We start from the raw sequence: 16,971 nt of genomic DNA on the forward strand, positions 1-16,971 counted from the left end.
CTACAGAAGCCCAAGCGACCGGAAGGAAGCATGGTTGCCGTGCCCGACCACGATATGGTCGTGCAACTCGATCCCGAGAGCCTCGGCGGCCGCTTTCAATTCCCGCGTCATCCCAATGTCGTCCCGCGACGGCTTTGAATCGCCGGACGGATGATTGTGAACAACGATCAATGCGGAGGCGTTTAGAATCAACGCTCGTTTGATGACCTCCCGCGGATAGACGGGCGTGTGATTGACGGTGCCACTCTGCTGCACCTCGTCAGCGATCAGATTGTTCTTGGTATCGAGAAACAGGATTCGAAATTGTTCGACCTGCTCGTAAGCCATTGCCGTCTGCAGGTAGGCGATCAGCGCCCGCCAGTTGCTGAGCACGGGACGCCTGCGCACCTCGGCTTTGGCGATGCGGCATGCGATCTCGCGAACAAGCCGAAACGCGGCGATGTCGCGGCCCGTCAATCCGAAGGCGCGAAGCTGGGCCGTTTCGGCGGTGATGACATGCCCAATGCTAGGAAAGTGCTGCAAGAGGGCAGAAGCTCGCTCGCTACCTTGCGAAGATGCCAGCAATCCGGCGAGCAGATCCTGCTCCGTGGTCGCTGTCGATGGCAGAACGGAAAGATTGCCATTCCTGACGGAGCCTTGGCCCAGCGACGCAGATGCAGAAGTCACGGTTGATATAGGCATGGATAATGTCCTGGAGAGCCGTAAAGGGCGAGCCGCTGCCCGCTCTCTCTTGAGGCCCGGCGGCTCACCCGCTCGCGGCCTTCCTCTTGCTCTCACGGGTCGGCCATCCCCGTGGGCGCAGGAAAGAGGTGGCGCTCACGCGCCACCCGAACCAAAGCGCCAGACCGGGATGCCAAGCTTGCGCGCCTTGTCGGCAAGGTTTTCCTGGATGCCCGAGCCTGGGAACACGATGACGCCGATCGGCAGGACTTCCAGTATCTGGTCGTTGCGCTTGAAGGGTGCGGCCTTGGCGTGACAGTTCCAGTCGGGTTTGAACGGAACGTGGGTGACCTTGCGGCTTTCGGCCCAGCGAGCGGCGATCCGCTCCGCGCCGGTTGGCGAGCCGCCGTGCAGCAGCACCATGTCGGGATGCTTGACGCGGACCTTGTCGAGCGTGCTCCAGATGAGCTGGTGGTCGTTGAAGTCAGCACCGCCAGTAAAGGCGATCTTGGGTCCGACCGGAACGAGAAGTTCAGTCTCGGCGCGTCGCCGCGCATTCAGGAACTCGCGACTGTCGATCATCGCGGCGGTGAGAGCCCGGTGGTTGACCATCGAGCCGGTGCGTGGCCGCCAGGTCGAGCCGGTGTGGACCTCGAAGCGTTCGGCGGCCTGGTCCCGGAAGATTTCCATGGCATTGCGGCGCTCGATGAAAGTCAGGCCCTCGGCGACGAGGCGCTCCAGCTCGACCGAGCGGATCTCCGAGCCGTTCTGCTCCTTCTGGCTACGCCGCTGCGCCTGCTCATTGCCGTCGAGCTCGCGTTCGATCCGGTCGACGGCGCGATGGAACAGGTTGACGGTCGACCACAGCAGGTCTTCGAGGTCGGGCTCGAGGCGGGTGTCAGTGAGGGACGAGACCAGCGCATCGAAGATGTCGACGACGGCGCCGGTGATGATGTTGGCTTCCGGCAGCGGCCGGGGGTCGGGCTCGTCCTGGAAAGGACGGTGGCCAAAGAGCTGCAGCTCGGTGAGGGCGTGGTCAGTCGGGGATGAGCCGTGCACGGGCTCGAAGTCAGGATCGTTGTGGGTCGCCATGATGCTGTCCTTTGTCGGATCGGCCGCGCCCATCGCGGCCTTCGTGGGCGTCGACAGACGGCAGGCGGAACGGTCCCGCACCGCGCTTGCGGCCGGAGCGCAGCGGAGGACGGCGGGCCGAGGCTTTCTTGCCTCGCGAGGAATGCCGGCGCAGCCGGCAGGGGAAGAAAGCCGCAGGACCGCCGTTGCGGGAACGGGCTGGCTGCCGTCCGATCGCCCTCTTAGAAGGCCGGGGCGCGCTCCCCTCCGATCCGAAGGGCAGCGGAGCGACCGAACACGAAACGATTCACATTGTCCGTGCTCATGCCGTCACGGCCGAGGCCAGAAAGCGCTCCACGTCCTGCGGGATGAACTGTTGACGCAGAGATGCCCGGAGCCATTCGATTCCCAGGTGGCGGAGATCCTCGTTGAAGTCGTCGAGGCAGGGCGACAGGACGAACGGCTCGATCCCGGCGGCGTCGGCGCGGTTGCACAGGGTGGCCATCGCAGCATCACCCGCCGGGTCGGCATCGCGAGCGACATAGAGACGGCGCAGCGTCGGTGGAAGCAGCAGCGCGGCGAGGTGGTTGGCCGAGAGTGCCGCCACCATCGGCAGGGTCGGCACGATCATGCGCAGCGACAGCATGGTCTCGATCCCCTCCCCGGCGGCCATCACGTCGTCGGCCAGACCGAAGCGGACACCATGCCCGAGAAGATGGCCCATGGCCCGTCGCGGCGAGTCGATGGGCGCCTTGTCGTGACCTGACGGATCGAGCCAGGTGCGGTGTGCTCCGGTGATCGTGCCGCCAGGATCGGTGACTGCGGCTATCAGTGCCGGCCAGGTCTCGCTCGGGCTGTCCTCGTCGGGCCGATAGTAGCAGCGTGAATGGAATCGTAGCGGATCGCCATGGGACACAGTCGTGATGCCGCGACTGTGCAGGTAGCTCTGCGCCAAGGTGCCCGTGATCGGCCGAGAGATGGCATAGAGACGGCGAGCGGATTCCGGCGAGCCACGAGGTGCAGGATATCGATCCTGCCGGGCAATGAGGAGGTCCGGAGGCAAAGCCAGGAACGTCCGTGCCTCGTCCAGGGTATCGCGCAGGCGATCGAAGCCGCGATTGAGGGCGATCAGGTCGAGAAGATCGCCATGCTGCCCGGTGGCGGAGTCGGTCCATTTTCCGGCCGCTCCCTTGCCATGGTCCGGGCCGCTCAAGCGCACGAACAGGCTGCGGCCCCGGGTGTTGGCGACATCGCCGATCAGCCAGTAGCGGCCCTCGCGACGGCCGTTGGAGAGATAGTGACGGCACACCGCCTCGGCATTGCGCGCGAGGCGGCGGGCCAGGTCCGCGGCGTGCGATGGCATGACTGCCCTTCTCAAGCCGCGGCTCGATCGGTGATGCGCACGATCGGGTAGCGCTCGACCAACGGGGCGAGGATCGAAGGGCCGGTGGCGCCGGTCGGCACGAACAGGCGGAGCTTCCAGGCGATGATCTCGGAGATCAGCCCCATCGCCTTCAGGCGATCGACCATCCCGTCGGTGAAGCCGCAGAGTTCCACCCGGAACAGGCCCATCACCTTGGAGCGGCGCACGCTCAGCCCATCCTGCAGCTCGAGGATGGTCCGACCGTCGAGCACGGCGGTCCAGGCATCCGCTGACGCGAGGCTCACGTCATCGGCGCTTACGGCCTGCGCCACCCATGCTGGCGAAACCAAGCGGCCGATGACGCGCTCGCCGGCATCGGTCTGCAGCCGGTAGACCCGCATGGACTCGTCCGGCAGCCGCTTCCAGATCGGCAGCAGCAGGCCAGTGACGATATGGAGCTCGCTCTCCGTGTAATGAGGTATCTCGGCGAGTTCGCGCGCCCAGGCTTGAGCAAAGGCAGCTTGATCCGACCGCTGCCAGTGCGACTGCTCAAGGGCCGCTACCGAAAGGGCTGTCCGCTCCATCGGACGCACGAGCCGGACGCGGCGTTCCACCTCGCCATCATCCAGCATGACGCTCGGCGCCGGGACCTGTACCGCCGCCCGGCCCGACTGCGCATTGACGAGCAGGACCGCGCGCGGATCGCCGGCCCGGTCCAATGCCTCGGTCAGGGCGAGAGGCTGGTTGCGCTCTCGGCGGCGGACTGTGAACACCTGCGTCTCGGCGCCGGTCGTCGGATGGACATGGACGACCTGCCGCTGGATCACCGTCAGGCTCTCGGCCGTCAGCGTCTCGATGCCGACGTCGTAGGTACCTGAGGCCCGTGCCCCCTCAATCTTCGCTCGCAGCAGCCCCTCAAAGACGCCGAACAGTGTGTTCTGCAACTCGATGGTGAGTGCCAGCAGCCGATTGAGGAAGGTCGTGATCGGCGGCAGCTCCTCGCGCAGGCTGCCGTCTTGATCGGTCAGATGCAGTCCGGTGGCGCCCTGAAAGGCCTCCAGCGAGCAGCCTGGAACCTTGCCGGCGAACAGCAGGAGGTAGAGCTGCCGCAACGCCGCTCGGCCATAGGGGGACTCGAGATTGTCGTCGGCCCGGAACAGTCCCTGGCCGCCGGTCTGGCGCTGGCCTTTGGTGATGGCGCCCAAAGTGTCGAGCCGGCGGGCGATGGTCGACAGGAAGCGCTTCTCGGCCTTCACGTCGGTGGCGATCGGCCGAAACAGCGGCGGCTGCGCCTGGTTGGTGCGGTTGCTGCGTCCCAGCCCCTGGATGGCCGTGTCCGCCTTCCAGCCGGCCTCCAGCAGGTAGTGGACCCGCAGGCGCTGGTTCCGGGCTGAAAGGTCGGCGTGGTAGGAGCGGCCGGTCCCGCCGGCATCGCTGAACACCAGGATGCGCTTGTCGTCGTCCATGAAGGCCTGCGCGTCAGCGAGATTGGCGGACCCTGGACGGTTCTCGACGCACAGCCGATCTCCCTTGCGGACGATTCGCCGGGACCGGCCCGTCACCTCGGCGACAGTGTCAGTGCCGAATCGCTGCACGATCTGGTCGAGGGCACCCTGGACCGGAGCGAGCGAGGCCAGCCGCTCGATCAGGCGGTCACGGCGCTCGACGGCATCCCGGCACTGCACGGGCTGGCCGTCGCGATAGACCGGCCGCGAGGAGAGATTGCCCTCGCTGTCCGTGAACGGCTCGAAGAGCTGGGTCGGGAAACTGTGCGCCAGGTAATCGAGCACATACTCGCGCGGTGTGATGTCGACCTGGACGTCGCCCCACTCCTCGGTCGGAATGTCGGCCAGCCGACGCTCCATAAGCGCTTCGCCGGTCGAGACGATCTGGATGACGGCGGCATGTCCCGCTTCCAGATCACGCTCGATCGCCCGGATCAGGGTCGGCGTCTTCATCGACGTGATGAGATGGGAGAAGAACCGCTGCTTGGCGGACTCGAAGGCCGACCTCGCCGCGGACTTGGCCTGCGCATTGAGCGTGCCACGCTCGCCGGTGACGTTGGCGGCCTGAAGCGCGGCGTCGAGATTGTTGTGGATGATCTGGAAGGCGCCGGCATACGCGTCGTAGACGCGGATCTGCTCAAGCGCGAGCGTGTGCTCGACGAGCTCGTATTCGACCCCCTCGTACGACAGGGATCGGGCAGCGTAGAGGCCGAGCGCCTTGAGATCGCGAGCAAGAACCTCCATTGCCGCTACGCCGCCGGCCTCAATCGCCTGCACGAACTCGGCGCGCGTGGCGAACGGAAAGTCCTCGCCGCCCCACAGTCCGAGCCGCTGCGCGTAGGCGAGATTGTGCACAGTGGTGGCCCCGGTGGCCGAGACATACACGACCCGGGCGCTGGGCAGCGCATGCTGCAGCCGCAGACCGGCACGGCCTTGCTGCGACGGCGCCTGGTCGCCGCGCTCACCCTTGCCGCCGGCAGCATTGGCCATGGCGTGGCTCTCGTCGAACACGATCACTCCATCGAAGTCCGATCCCAGCCAATCGACGATCTGCCGGACCCGCGAAACCCTTTCCTCACGCGCGTCGGTCCGTAGCGTGGCGTAGGTGGCAAAAAGGATCCCCTGCTCGAGCCGGATCGGCGTTCCCTGGCGGAAGCGGGCGAGCGGCGTCACCAGCAAGCGCTCCATGCCCAGCGCCGCCCAGTCACGCTGGGCATCCTCGATCAGCTTGTCGGACTTCGAGATCCACACCGCCCGACGGCGGCCTTTTAGCCAGTTGTCCAAAAGGATGCCGGCAACCTGGCGGCCCTTCCCAGCGCCAGTGCCGTCGCCCAGCATCCAGCCACGCCGAAAGCGCACGGCGTTGGTGGCATCGTCGGGTGCGGCGAAGACAGTGTCGAAGGTCTCGTCCACGACCCACGATCCGGCGAGACAGCCCGCATGCGCCTCGCCCGCATAGATGACGCTCTCGAGCTGCGCATCGGACAGCATGCCGACGCTGACGGCATCGGCCGGCAGGTGTGGCCGGTAAGAGGGCTTGGGTGGCGCGACCGAGGCCATCGCCGCGGATTGCACGAGCCGCGTCGGATGCGGAAGGGCGCCGGCGATTCGGATCGACTGCAGGTCGTACCCTTCATACAGCGCTTCGGTGAGGCTGCCGCCCTCGGCCGGCTTCCAGTCGACGGTCTCGTAAGCAAGTTCGGTGGCCGCTCGCTCGAGCGAACTGCCAGCAACAGCGAGCGGCTGTCGTGCAGTCCGTCGGCTCGGTCTGATTGCGACGAGACTGACGGATGCCGGAACCACTGCCGTACCCTCAACAGGCAAGCGAGGTGGAACATTCGACGTCACCCATTGAAGCAAGGTGGCGACGTCGGGCGCCATACATGGTGATGCCGGAAACGATCTCGGATCATCGGCAGGCACGCGATCGATAACCGTCAGCCGGGTCTCGACCGCGGTGCCGTGACGGGCATAAACGCGACCGTCGACGGCAGCGCTGAACACGACCCGGCCGCGTTCCTGCAGACGGACGAGGGCCTCACGCCACGACGGATAGTCCGGCGAGAGGCTGGCACTGGTGATCGCGACCAGGCGGCCGCCGTCGGCGAGTCGCGCAAGCGCCGAGGACACATGGCGAAGGGCAGCGTCCGCCACGGTGCCATCGACATGCGCCGCGACCGAGAACGGCGGGTTCATCAGCACGACGCTCGGACGCACGGCCTCGTCGAGATGGTCGTGGATGTGAGCCGCGTCGTAGCGTGTCGTCGCGACAGCGGGAAACAGCCGCCCGAGCAAAGCCGCGCGGGTCTCCGCCAGCTCGTTCAAGTGCAGCCCACTGCCCGCAAGCTCCGCGAAGATGGCGGACAGGCCCGTGCCGGCCGAGGGCTCGAGCATGAGATCGGCCGGGCCGATCGCAGCGGCGCTGGCGGCGACAAACCCGAGCGCGAGCGGCGTCGAGAATTGCTGCAGCGCCTGGCTCTCCTCGGATCGGCGGGTATGAGTGGGAAGAAGTGCCGCGATCTTGTTGAGCATGGACAGTTCAGCAGCCGGAGACCCAGCCCGTGCCCGAATGGCCGGGCCGAACTTGCGCATGAACAGCACGGTCGCCGCCTCGCAGGCCTCGTAGGCGGTCTTCCAGTCCCAGGCGCCGGCCGCATCGGAGCCGCCGAAGACGTGCTCCATGGCTGCGCGCAGGATGACCGCATCGATGCGGCTGCCACGCTCGAGGTGAGGGAGAAGAAGTTGTGCGGCCGCGGCAATGCCGGCGGACGGATCCGCAGGAACGCCGGCGAGCGAGCGCAGCGGCGCGGGCGCGGCCGCCGGGAGGGAGACATTCGACATGGAGGAGACCTCGGGAGAGCGAGAACGATCCGGACCGGAAGGCGCTCTCTCTGGACCCAGCCGGCTCAAACCCGTCCCGGCCGTCCTCTCCCTCTCCCCTTGCGCCTCGAAGGTGAGGAATCCCTCAATGAAAAAGCCCGGCAAGGCGGCCGGGCTTGTCCAACGATGGGTGGCGAAAGCGCGCGGCGGCCCAGGCCGCTCGCGGCGTTCGCGCTACTCGGCGGCAATGGCAGTTGGATCGGAATCTTCCGTCACGGAAGCCTGCCTTTCGCCGTCGGCTAGAAAAGCGGGAAGCTCTTCGGCCGACTCGGCAGGTGTGTCCAACACGTCCTCGCTGTCGGCGAGCCGCAGCGGTTCAGGCAGCCAGCCGGTGCCGTCGAGCAGCCGCTCGGCCTCCTTGGCCATCTCGGCCTTCTTCAGATGGTCGATGAGCTGTGCTGCCTGGTCGCCCTTGGCCTCCCGTACTGCCTCCAGGATGCGGGGCTTGGTGACGCGGCCGAGATAGTTGTCGACCGTCGGCCGCCAGCCGACCTCGACCATGTCGAGACCGAGGGCGCGGGCTAGCCGATCGGCCTGGGCGATCCGCTGCTGCACACCGTGCGCCGAGACGCCCGGTCCGCCGTAGCGGTCGCTCTTCTCGTAGAGGGCGTTCACGCCGAACGACACGCAATGTGCGAGGAGCGCGGCGCGGCGATTGTCGTCGAGGGCCGCGAGCCAATCCCAAAGGGCGGCGGCGTCCTTGGGCAGCTCGGCCTTCCAGGCTTCGTGGCGTTCGGCGGCCGCCTTGGCCGAGGGGCTGTCCTTCAAATCGGCCGCCTGGACAGGGAAGAACACGTGCCGCACCGAAGCCTCGAGGCACGCGCCTGGCGAGCTGTGCTGGAAGGTGTCGAGGCAAAGCTTGTGTAGTAACGATGTGAGGGCGACCTGCGGGTTGTTCGCCACCGCGTCCCGCAGAGCCAGGGTGCGATGAGCCGTCAGCTCGCTCACGAGTCGTTCCGGCAGAGGCTTGATCACATCATCGTCGCCGTCGTCGTCCGGTTGTTCGCCTCCGATGGTGATTACGGTACGCTGGGCGTGAGTGGCAGGCGCCGCATCATCCGCCCCGCCGATCTCCCCTGTCGCCGGGTCTTCACTGCCGGACAGCGCCGGCTCGTCTTCCGGTCGGACGTAGCCGCGGTCGGCCGCAAGGTGTCCGTCGGCATCGATGCTGGCGAACACACCGGCTCGCGCGATCTCGGCTGGCTCGTAGCGGACAGGGCGATTCTCGAAGGCGACAAGCGCTTGCTCGATCTCGCCCAGCCGCGTGTCGACCTCGTCTGGCAGCTCGTCGGCGCCTTCGTACTCGCCCTCTAGCTTCGCCTGCTCGGCGGTCAGGGCGTCGAACCTCGCCTGCTCGGCCGGAGTGAGTTCGACCTCCACGCCGTCGAGCCGCCGAAGGTGCTGCGCATGCCCGTAGCGGAAGTCGACGGCCACCTCGATCCACTTCCAGCCTTCGGCGGCCGTCTTCTCGGCCTCTGTCGCCAGCTTCTCAGTGGCAAGGCGATCGAGCAGGGCCACGTCTTGAAGCCAGCCGCCTCCGTCGTCCTCGAACAGATCGCGCAGGACTATGCCGCCTGCTGCCTCGTAAGCATCGAGTCCGACGAACCGCGCGCGGCGGTCCGACGCGCGCACGGCGCTCTCGGTGAGCTGGCGGCGGATCAGGTAGGGCTCCTTGTTGTAGGACTGCTGCAGCGCCTCCCAGACCTGCTCCTGCCGGGCATGGTCTGTGCTGACGGTGAAGGCCATGAGCTGCTCCAGGGTCATGCCGTCCTCGGCATAGATCCCGAGCAGCTTCCCAGACACGGCGGCCAAGCGCAGCCGCTGCTTCACCACGGCGGGCGCGACGAAGAAGCGAGCGGCGATTTCCTCCTCGCCGGCGCCCTGGTCGCGCAACGCCTTGAAGGCACGAAATTGATCCAGCGGATGCAGGGCGACACGCTGAACATTCTCCGCCAGCGAATCCTCCTCCGCCGAGATCTCGCCTTTTGGATCGCGCACGATGCAGGGGATCGACGCCGTCTTCGACAGGCGCTTCTGCTTCACGAGGCGCTCAAGGGCCCGGTAGCGGCGGCCGCCGGCCGGGATCTCGAACTGGCCGGTCTCGACACCTTCGTCGAGGACCGGCCGGACGTTGAGGCTTTGCAGGAGCCCGCGCCGGGCGATGTCCTCAGCCAGGTCCTCGACCGAGACGCCGGCCTTCAGGCGCCGGACGTTGGACTGGCTGAGCACCAGCTGGTTGAAGGGGATGTCGCGCGAGGCGCTGAGGGTGATCTTCTGAACGGCCTTTGCCATGAGGGATACTCCGCGACGGACGGCCGGGAGACTTTCTCTCGACCTCCAATCCGTCACGGAAGCCGGCGCAGCCCTCTCACTCTCCGTTGCGATGACCAGGAAGACAGGACGCCGCTGCCTAGAGTCCAAGGACAAACGCGGCTGACGAACAAGGACGCGCAAGCAAAGTGGGTAATCCCCACGAACCGTGTGCTATCATGAGTTGCGCCCTGTCCTTCTGAATAGGTAGTCATTGCACTGCGAAGTTCGGTTTCCGGCCCAATGGATCAACGCCTCGCGCTTTGATTTGGCGCTGCGCGCGTCTTGCGGCCCCCATGATTCGGGGACATTCGAGGTGACATTCGAAGTCCCCAGCGGCTGCAAGATCATGGTCGAAGCGGCAATCCGCTTTCTGTCCCTCGCCAATCAACTGGCGGCGACAACACGACGCGTGCGCATGAAATTCGAAGAGGGCGATACCGGGACAATGGGATACCTCAATCGGATGGGCTTCTTCGACCATCTCGCGCCTGAAGTCGAAGTGTTCCCGTCTCGGCCAGGCTATTCAGCGGCAGAAGCCCACCGGGGAGGTAACGCGGCCCTGGTCGAGATCGCGCGTATTAGCAAGGATGAGCGCGACGAAGACCTTCCTACCCGCCTGACCGCCGCTCTCATGCGTTCTTGCCACACTCGGGCGGACGCAGCCGAGCTCGAGGGCGCGGCATGGACCATCTTTGCCGAACTGATCGACAACGTCTTCTCCCATAGCAGCACCCTCCTGGACGGATACGCGGCGCTACAGGTCTATCCGAAGGGCGATCGGCTCTCGGTGGCAGTGTCGGACAGCGGTCTTGGGATCATGCAAACGCTCCGGCCGACCATAGGAAATGAATTTCCGAGGCTCACAGGCCTTTCCGATACCCAACTGCTTGTCGAAATATTTCGGCAGGGACTGTCTCGGCACGGTCCCGATCGGGGCTGCGGGCTGAAGGGAAGCGCCGCCAAAGCCATCAAATTTCAAGCCGTTCTCGATGTGCGACTGCCTCGTCAGCGCGTCGTGCTGTTACCCGCGCGAGGCGCCTACAAGGTCAACACTGCGGACTGTTACGACGGGCTTCCGCTCATGTGGGGCACGCACATTGGGTTCGGATTCAAGCTAGGGGGTTGATTTATCGGCCAAGTCTGATTAAATGGATTAAATGAACGAGGACGTTCGCGTGCTTGCCCTGCGTGAAATCATGGATCGCCCAGAAGGTTGGGGGCGTGCACAGGGACGCGAGGTCTATCAGCGTCTGCTCGGATCGGTGGAAGAAAACACAGGAACACTAGTGTTCAAGATCTCCATGAAGGACGTCAAGCGGGTCGACATATCGTTCGCTTCGGAAACGGTGGTTGAGATTGCGCGGCGATATCGTGGAAGCAAAGGCTTTTGTCTGATCGACTTGACTGACCCCGATCTGATCGAGAATTGGGATGCTGCAGCGGCAAGGAAGGGCCAACCGCTTCTCGTGTGGGAGGGAAGGACGGGCCGGCTTATTGGAGCGGAACCGACCCAGGGTTGCCGGGAGGCTTTTCAGTTTGCATTGCGTCACCCAACTGTGCGCGCTGCCGAGTTTGCGGAGAGCAAGAGCGATATGACGATCGCGAATGCGAGCATGAAATTCAAACAGCTCTGGGAGCAGGGATTTTTGCTCCGGCGAGAGAGTGCCGCGAATTCAGGTGGAGTCGAGTTTGTGTATCAGCGGGTGGGCTGATTTTTTTTAACTGCCGTTAAGTGGATTCAATGAACGAGAAAATTGCGAGCACCGATCATGACTGAGAGGCGGCCCTTTAGAGTCCTTAGTCTGGATGGCGGAGGGATGCGCGGAACGTATACCGCGACCTATCTGGATCTTGTCGCAGCGACTTTTGCGCGGCAGCGCAATGTTTCTGCTCTCGATATTGGAGCGGCCTTTGATCTGATCGTCGGCACCAGCACCGGTGGGATCATCGCCTGCGCGCTCGCCGCCGACGTGCCGTTGAAGAACGTCGTGGCGCTCTACCGGCGATACGGGGCGAGCATCTTTCCACGGGCAATGCCTTCCGGCTTGGGCAGTGCGATCGTTGATCTCTACAAGCGACCGGCTGCATTGGCAGCCGGTACTGAAAGCCTGCGCGCGGCGCTCCAAGCTCAGCTCGGCCAGAAGACGATGGGCCAGATCTACACCGAGCGGCGCATTGCTCTCGCCATCCCTGCGGTCGAGATGAGCCAGCATCGGGCGTGGGTGTTCAAGACCCCGCACCTTCCCGGGACCAATCATCGCGACGACAACTACAGCTTGGTGGATGTTTGCCTCGCAACATCGGCAGCTCCCGTGTACCGCTCGCTTGCGGCCGTCAACCATCCTGCAACAGTCGCGCCAGCCAACGAGCAAGATGCGCTGAACCAGTTCCGGGACGAGACCGACGGTTTCAACATGTTCGTTGATGGCGGGTTGTGGGCGAACAATCCTGTACTGGTCGGTCTGGTCGATGCGCTCGATCTCACCAAATCCGGTCAGGAAATCGAGATCTTCTGCCTTGGGACCTGCCCGATGCCGGCAGGCGAGCAAATCTCGAAATACGCCACTCATCGCGGCCTGGCTGAATGGAAATTCGGCGGCGAAGCGGCCGCGCTTTCCATCGACGCCCAGCAATTCGCGTTCGACCATGTCGCCAAGAAGCTGGCGCGTCACGTCGACCGCAAGTGCACGATCATCCGTTTCCCCAGTGAAAGGGTGCCAGCTGCCCTGATCCCCTATCTCGGTCTGGACGAGACGCGCCCCGAGGCAATTCAGGCCCTCGTCAACCAGGCGCGCACGGACGCCGACATGACCAACAGCAAATGTGCGTATGCGAACAGCGATCCAGAGGCGGCTCTGATTTGCGCGCTGTTCAGCTCGGCGCCGCCACGTACCGAGCCAGTCACCGAGGGGTCGTCGAAGACAGCAAACACGGTGGCAGGCTAGCAACAGGAAAGAGGACGTAGAACATGTTCGATTGTGCAAAGGACCTATTGGCATATCACAACGAGAAGGTGACCTTGCCGCAGGCAGAGCAGACCGATATGCGCAACCGGCGAAACGCCAATCGCGATCGTCTCAAGAAAGGTCTCAGCAGCGCGGGGAAGCCTGCGCCGCGGGAGTTCGTCGTTCAGGGAAGCTACGCCATGAAGACCATGACGCAGCATCCCGGCAAGGACTACGACATCGACGACGGCGTCTATTTTCACAAGGAAGATCTCGTCGGCGAGCGCGGTGCGGAAATGTCTGCTCTGCAGGCGCGTCAGATGGTGCGGGACGCTCTAGATGATGGATCGTTTAAGAAACCGCCGGAGGTCCGGAAAAACTGCGTGCGGGTCTATTACGAAGCCGGTTTTCATGTCGACGTACCGGTCTATCGACGCGTCACGACCAAGAACCTCTGGGGGAATGAAACGTATCACTACGAGCTCGCGGCGAGCGATTGGAAGCGCTCGGATGCGCGCGCCGTTGCGTCGTGGTTCGAGGCCGAGAACGACCGCCAGAGCCCCGATACCGGCAACGGACGGCAGCTTCGCCGCATCGTGCGGCTGATCAAGAAATATGCCCGCAGCCGCGACAGCTGGAAGGGCCAGGTCCTGAGCGGCTTCGGCATCACCAAACTGGTGACGGAGCGTTATCGTGCCGATGCCGGCCGGGAGGACAGAGCGCTTTACAATACGATGGTCGCAATCCGGGATCGGCTGCGCGGATCTCTCGTAATCGATCACCCTGTCACGCCGAACGAAACAATCACCTCCGGCCCAGACGATGCGCGTGCACGATTTCTGCGCGATAAGCTTTCGGAAACAATCGATAATTTGGCGCCGCTCTTTGAGTACGGGTGCACGCGGCAACAAGCCTTGAAGTGCTGGGACAAGGTGTTTGCAACCACCTTCTTCAGTGACCGGGCGGAGTCGCGGGCGCAGGCTGGGGCGAGCCTGTTGGGCGTTGGTACTGTCGTGCCGGCGGCAGCTCCGCTGGCTTTCCCGAAGGCGCCTCGCGTTGATGACAAGCCGCGTGGATTTGGCTGATGTGGTGGGTGCAGGATCCTGTCCGCCTGAAGCAGGAAGTTGCAGCCATCGAGAGGCTGCAGATCGACCATTCGTGGCTCACAACCGCAGTACCTCGGGCGCTTCCGGCGTTTAGGCTTGGTTTCGACTTCGACATCACGGTCAGCGGAGTAACCCATCCATTTCTGCTGACTTATCCGGCGTTGTTTCCGGCAGCACCTCCGCAAATCACGCCACGAGACGGCCGGCGCCTATCTGGGCATCAGTATGGCGACGGCGGCGAGCTTTGCCTTGAGTACCGGGCCGACAATTGGGACCCTGCCTTTAGCGGCGCGATGATGATCGAGAGCGCTCACAGGCTCTTGGTGGCCGAAGATCCTGACACGCAGCACCGGGCACCGGCGCCTTCAGCACATCGCACATCAATTGGTCAGGACTTGCGAAGCCAGACATTTCGGTTCTTGGTGACGCGAAGCCTACTCGAGCATGTGGGTACCCTTCCCTGCCCCAGCATTCAGCAAGGCTTCGTTAAGGAAGCGCAGCCCCCGAAAAAAATCTGGACGGCGCATGTTGGACGACTTGGCTCGGAAACAGCACCAGACTGGCTCGAAACGGGCCTATCCGTCCCTGGAACTGCCGGTGAAGCATGCCTCCTGCTGCGCGTCGCAACTCTCGACAGCGTGCCCACACGGCCAGACCACGCGGCATTGGAGCGATTGGTCCAAGACGCTGGCGGAACGCCAGCGGAGTTCTTTGATGATCATTCGAACCGCTTTGTGGTGCTCGCGACCGAGCATTCGGCACGAGCGTTCTTTTCATATCCGAAGGCCGGCGAACGGCATGTGATTCCCTACCAGACCGCCGACTTCTCGGACGACGTGGGCGGCCGCTTACCACCCAGCTACGCAACGCTTCAGTCAAAAAAGGTGGGGCTTGTCGGCTGCGGGTCGCTCGGCTCGAAGATTGCCGCAAGTCTTGCCCGGTGCGGTGTGGGCGCAATCGTCCTAATAGACGATGACATCCTGAAGCCGGGCAATTTGCTGCGTCACGAGCTCGACGGAGGCAGTGTCGGCGCCCACAAGGTAGAAGCGCTCGAGGCTCGCTTGCTGGCCCTGGCGTCAGGCATAAAGGTGCGAGCGTTTCGTGTCGCGCTGGGCGGCCAAGAATCCTCGGGCGGCACAGCAATCGTGCTCGATAAGTTGGCCACCTGCGATCTCTTGATTGATGCCACCGCAGATGCCCACGCCTTCAACTTTGTCGCCGCGGCGGCGCGCAGCGGTCTTCACCCGATGGTGTGGGCGGAAGTCTACGCGGGTGGCATTGGTGGCTTTGTAGCCAGGGTGAGACCTGATAAAGAGCCGCCGCCGCATTCGGCCCGGCGGCAATATCTTGCCTGGTGCCACGATCAGGGCGTCCCTTGGCACGGCGACGATCGTGAATACGGTGCGGCCGGCCCGGACGATCGGCCTCTTATTGCGGATGACGCCGACGTTGCCGTGATCGCCGCGCATGCGACGAGGCTGGCGCTCGACACGTTGATTCAGCCCGCGGAATCGGCTTTTCCTCATCCGGCCTATGCCGTTGGTCTCGCTGCAGCCTGGATCTTTGCCGCCCCCTTCGACACTAGGCCGATCGACTTCGTTCCTGATGGACCATGGTCTACATCCACTCCAGAGAAAGCAGAGGAAGCCATCGATTTCATGGTTGCGCTCTTGAAGAAGGCCAAGGATGAAGGTCGAACAGACACCGGAGGTTGAACGGCGCATTCGACTAGCTCTTCGCAAGGCCGGCCGTCGTGAGATCGGCGGCATGCTTATGGCCGAACAATTGTCTCCCGACCATTTTCGCATTGTCGACTTCTCAGTCGATGGCTTTTCCGGCTCACACACGCACTTCCGCCGAGACCCGCAGATTCATCGAGCGACGCTCGATGATTTCTTCGAGCGCACCGGTCGGGACTACGAGCGCTTCAACTATCTTGGCGAATGGCACTCTCACCCTTCGTTCTCCGTGAGGCCGAGTGCCGAAGACGTCGCCACCATGACGGACATTGTCCAATCCCCTGGGTCGCCCATTACCTTTGCAATGCTGCTAATCGTACGTCTCCGGTGGCGGTATTGGCTGGACTACTCACTGATTGCCTTTGTGGCCGCTCGAGACAGCGTTGAGCTGCGATTGACGAAGTCGTCTGCCCGCTCGGCTCCCGGCAGGTGCCAAGCTCACTACTGAGAAGCGCAGCGATCGTTCACGCCGACAAAAGCACGTATTTCTGCGACGCCACACTTCGCCCAAACGCGCCGGCCCACGAGATGGCTCGCCGTACATGCCCAAACGTCGCTAACTGCACGCCGGCGGGTTGAGTTGTTCGGCTCAGCGTCAACGCCGATGTTGATGTCTCGGCTAATTTCCTTGACGGCCTTCGCAAGTTGAAGTGGTCGCGGGAGGACGCAGCTATCCGAACTTACGAACACAAAAAAAGCCGCCCGTTAGGGGCCGCTGTTCTGTCTAACTTGACTTCGCAGGTTGAGGTGGTTGCGGGGGAGGGCAACCAGCTTTACTTGCTTCTCCCAGCGGCCGCCTAGATTCAAGGCGCGAGCCCGCAACCACTGAGACCAACATTCATTGGTCACTCCCATACGACTGATTATACCCATCTTGCAGCCCATTTTTGACTGCATGATATTCCCACTTCGTTGCTAGGGTAACCGATTTTCACACAAGCTCCTTGAGACCCTGTCCAATCGCTACTGTACCCACTTGCATACGCCGATTCAGTTGGGCGCAAGGGGCGAGATGGCAAGGTGTCTCAGTGTCGATACTTAAAGACCGACCCAAGCCATCTCCCGAATCGCAGGAGACGCAGGGCATTAGCCGTGACAAAGACTGTTGCGCCGTGTCGGCGAGAATCGCCACACAGAGCGGCGTCGCTTGGAGGACAAGTCGTGGCGAGAAAGTCACCTTTCAAGTGGAGGGCGAGCGTGATGTTCTTCCATATGTTCGAAAGTGCCGCGCGCGCGACAAGCTGACAAGCGCGGCGACATCGCCAACCCGACCTGAATAATGCCGCATCGGCCGTTTCGAGGGCGACGTCCGTAGTGCGCCGGCGCATTGTCGAAGGACAGGCCGCGCTCCCAACGGCCGGATCTACAGCGACGAGATGCGGCCGATGC

11 protein-coding genes are annotated in these 16,971 nt (G+C 63.7%); 6 read left to right on the top strand and 5 right to left on the bottom strand.

The features are described from left to right. The 5 genes from radC to Q0Q48_RS00485 form a co-directional block, all read right to left on the bottom strand. A complete protein-coding gene (gene radC, locus Q0Q48_RS00465; RefSeq protein WP_295132200.1) occupies positions 1-681 on the bottom strand; it encodes a DNA repair protein RadC in 681 nt (226 codons plus the stop codon). Between the two features lie 135 nt (positions 682-816). Further along, the gene (locus Q0Q48_RS00470; protein ID WP_295132202.1) at positions 817-1,752 is read right to left on the bottom strand and encodes a DUF2493 domain-containing protein; all 936 of its coding nucleotides are present in this window, start codon (positions 1,750-1,752) and stop codon (positions 817-819) included. A 301-nt stretch (positions 1,753-2,053) separates the two neighbouring features. After that, positions 2,054-3,094, bottom strand: coding sequence for a toprim domain-containing protein (locus Q0Q48_RS00475; RefSeq protein WP_295132204.1), 1,041 nt, complete (start codon positions 3,092-3,094; stop codon positions 2,054-2,056). 11 nt (positions 3,095-3,105) lie between these two features. Next, on the bottom strand, positions 3,106-7,440 hold the full coding sequence (locus Q0Q48_RS00480; protein WP_295132208.1) for a strawberry notch family protein: 4,335 nt from the start codon (positions 7,438-7,440) through the stop codon (positions 3,106-3,108). A 213-nt stretch (positions 7,441-7,653) separates the two neighbouring features. After that, positions 7,654-9,771, bottom strand: coding sequence for a ParB/RepB/Spo0J family partition protein (locus Q0Q48_RS00485; RefSeq protein ID WP_295132213.1), 2,118 nt, complete (start codon positions 9,769-9,771; stop codon positions 7,654-7,656). Positions 9,772-10,105: 334 nt separating this feature from the next. Here Q0Q48_RS00485 and Q0Q48_RS00490 point away from each other — a divergent pair, with 334 nt between their 5' ends. The 6 genes from Q0Q48_RS00490 to Q0Q48_RS00515 are packed head-to-tail and all read left to right on the top strand — an operon-like array spanning position 10,106 to position 16,030. After that, entirely contained in the window at positions 10,106-10,918 is an 813-nt protein-coding gene (locus tag Q0Q48_RS00490) for a hypothetical protein (RefSeq protein WP_295132216.1), read from the top strand. Between the two features lie 31 nt (positions 10,919-10,949). After that, positions 10,950-11,504, top strand: a complete 555-nt coding sequence (locus tag Q0Q48_RS00495) for a hypothetical protein (RefSeq protein WP_295132218.1) — start codon at positions 10,950-10,952, stop codon at positions 11,502-11,504. 57 nt (positions 11,505-11,561) lie between these two features. Beyond that, positions 11,562-12,737 (top strand): patatin-like phospholipase family protein, encoded by a 1,176-nt coding sequence (locus Q0Q48_RS00500; RefSeq protein WP_295132221.1) that lies wholly within the window; start codon positions 11,562-11,564, stop codon positions 12,735-12,737. 23 nt (positions 12,738-12,760) lie between these two features. Beyond that, entirely contained in the window at positions 12,761-13,822 is a 1,062-nt protein-coding gene (locus tag Q0Q48_RS00505; RefSeq protein WP_295132224.1) for a cyclic GMP-AMP synthase DncV-like nucleotidyltransferase, read from the top strand. Continuing rightward, positions 13,822-15,558: a ThiF family adenylyltransferase gene (locus Q0Q48_RS00510; protein WP_295132226.1), complete on the top strand. Its 1,737-nt coding sequence runs from the start codon at positions 13,822-13,824 to the stop codon at positions 15,556-15,558. Before Q0Q48_RS00505 ends, Q0Q48_RS00510 begins: the two co-directional genes overlap by 1 nt. After that, entirely contained in the window at positions 15,530-16,030 is a 501-nt protein-coding gene (locus tag Q0Q48_RS00515; protein WP_295132230.1) for a Mov34/MPN/PAD-1 family protein, read from the top strand. The genes Q0Q48_RS00510 and Q0Q48_RS00515 overlap by 29 nt, the downstream gene beginning before the upstream one ends. The last annotated feature ends 941 nt before the right edge of the window (positions 16,031-16,971 follow it).

This window comes from uncultured Reyranella sp., from assembly GCF_945957355.1.
Taxonomy (GTDB): Bacteria; Pseudomonadota; Alphaproteobacteria; order Reyranellales; family Reyranellaceae; genus Reyranella.

Excerpts from the sequence above, each read along its gene's own strand:
- radC (WP_295132200.1), bottom strand. The coding sequence starts at position 681 with ATGCCTATATCAACCGTGACTTCTGCATCTGCGTCGCTGGGCCAAGGC.
- Q0Q48_RS00470 (WP_295132202.1), bottom strand. The coding sequence starts at position 1,752 with ATGGCGACCCACAACGATCCTGACTTCGAGCCCGTGCACGGCTCATCC.
- Q0Q48_RS00475 (WP_295132204.1), bottom strand. The coding sequence starts at position 3,094 with ATGCCATCGCACGCCGCGGACCTGGCCCGCCGCCTCGCGCGCAATGCC.
- Q0Q48_RS00480 (WP_295132208.1), bottom strand. The coding sequence starts at position 7,440 with ATGTCGAATGTCTCCCTCCCGGCGGCCGCGCCCGCGCCGCTGCGCTCG.
- Q0Q48_RS00485 (WP_295132213.1), bottom strand. The coding sequence starts at position 9,771 with ATGGCAAAGGCCGTTCAGAAGATCACCCTCAGCGCCTCGCGCGACATC.
- Q0Q48_RS00495 (WP_295132218.1), top strand. The coding sequence starts at position 10,950 with ATGAACGAGGACGTTCGCGTGCTTGCCCTGCGTGAAATCATGGATCGC.
- Q0Q48_RS00500 (WP_295132221.1), top strand. The coding sequence starts at position 11,562 with ATGACTGAGAGGCGGCCCTTTAGAGTCCTTAGTCTGGATGGCGGAGGG.
- Q0Q48_RS00505 (WP_295132224.1), top strand. The coding sequence starts at position 12,761 with ATGTTCGATTGTGCAAAGGACCTATTGGCATATCACAACGAGAAGGTG.
- Q0Q48_RS00510 (WP_295132226.1), top strand. The coding sequence starts at position 13,822 with ATGTGGTGGGTGCAGGATCCTGTCCGCCTGAAGCAGGAAGTTGCAGCC.
- Q0Q48_RS00515 (WP_295132230.1), top strand. The coding sequence starts at position 15,530 with ATGAAGGTCGAACAGACACCGGAGGTTGAACGGCGCATTCGACTAGCT.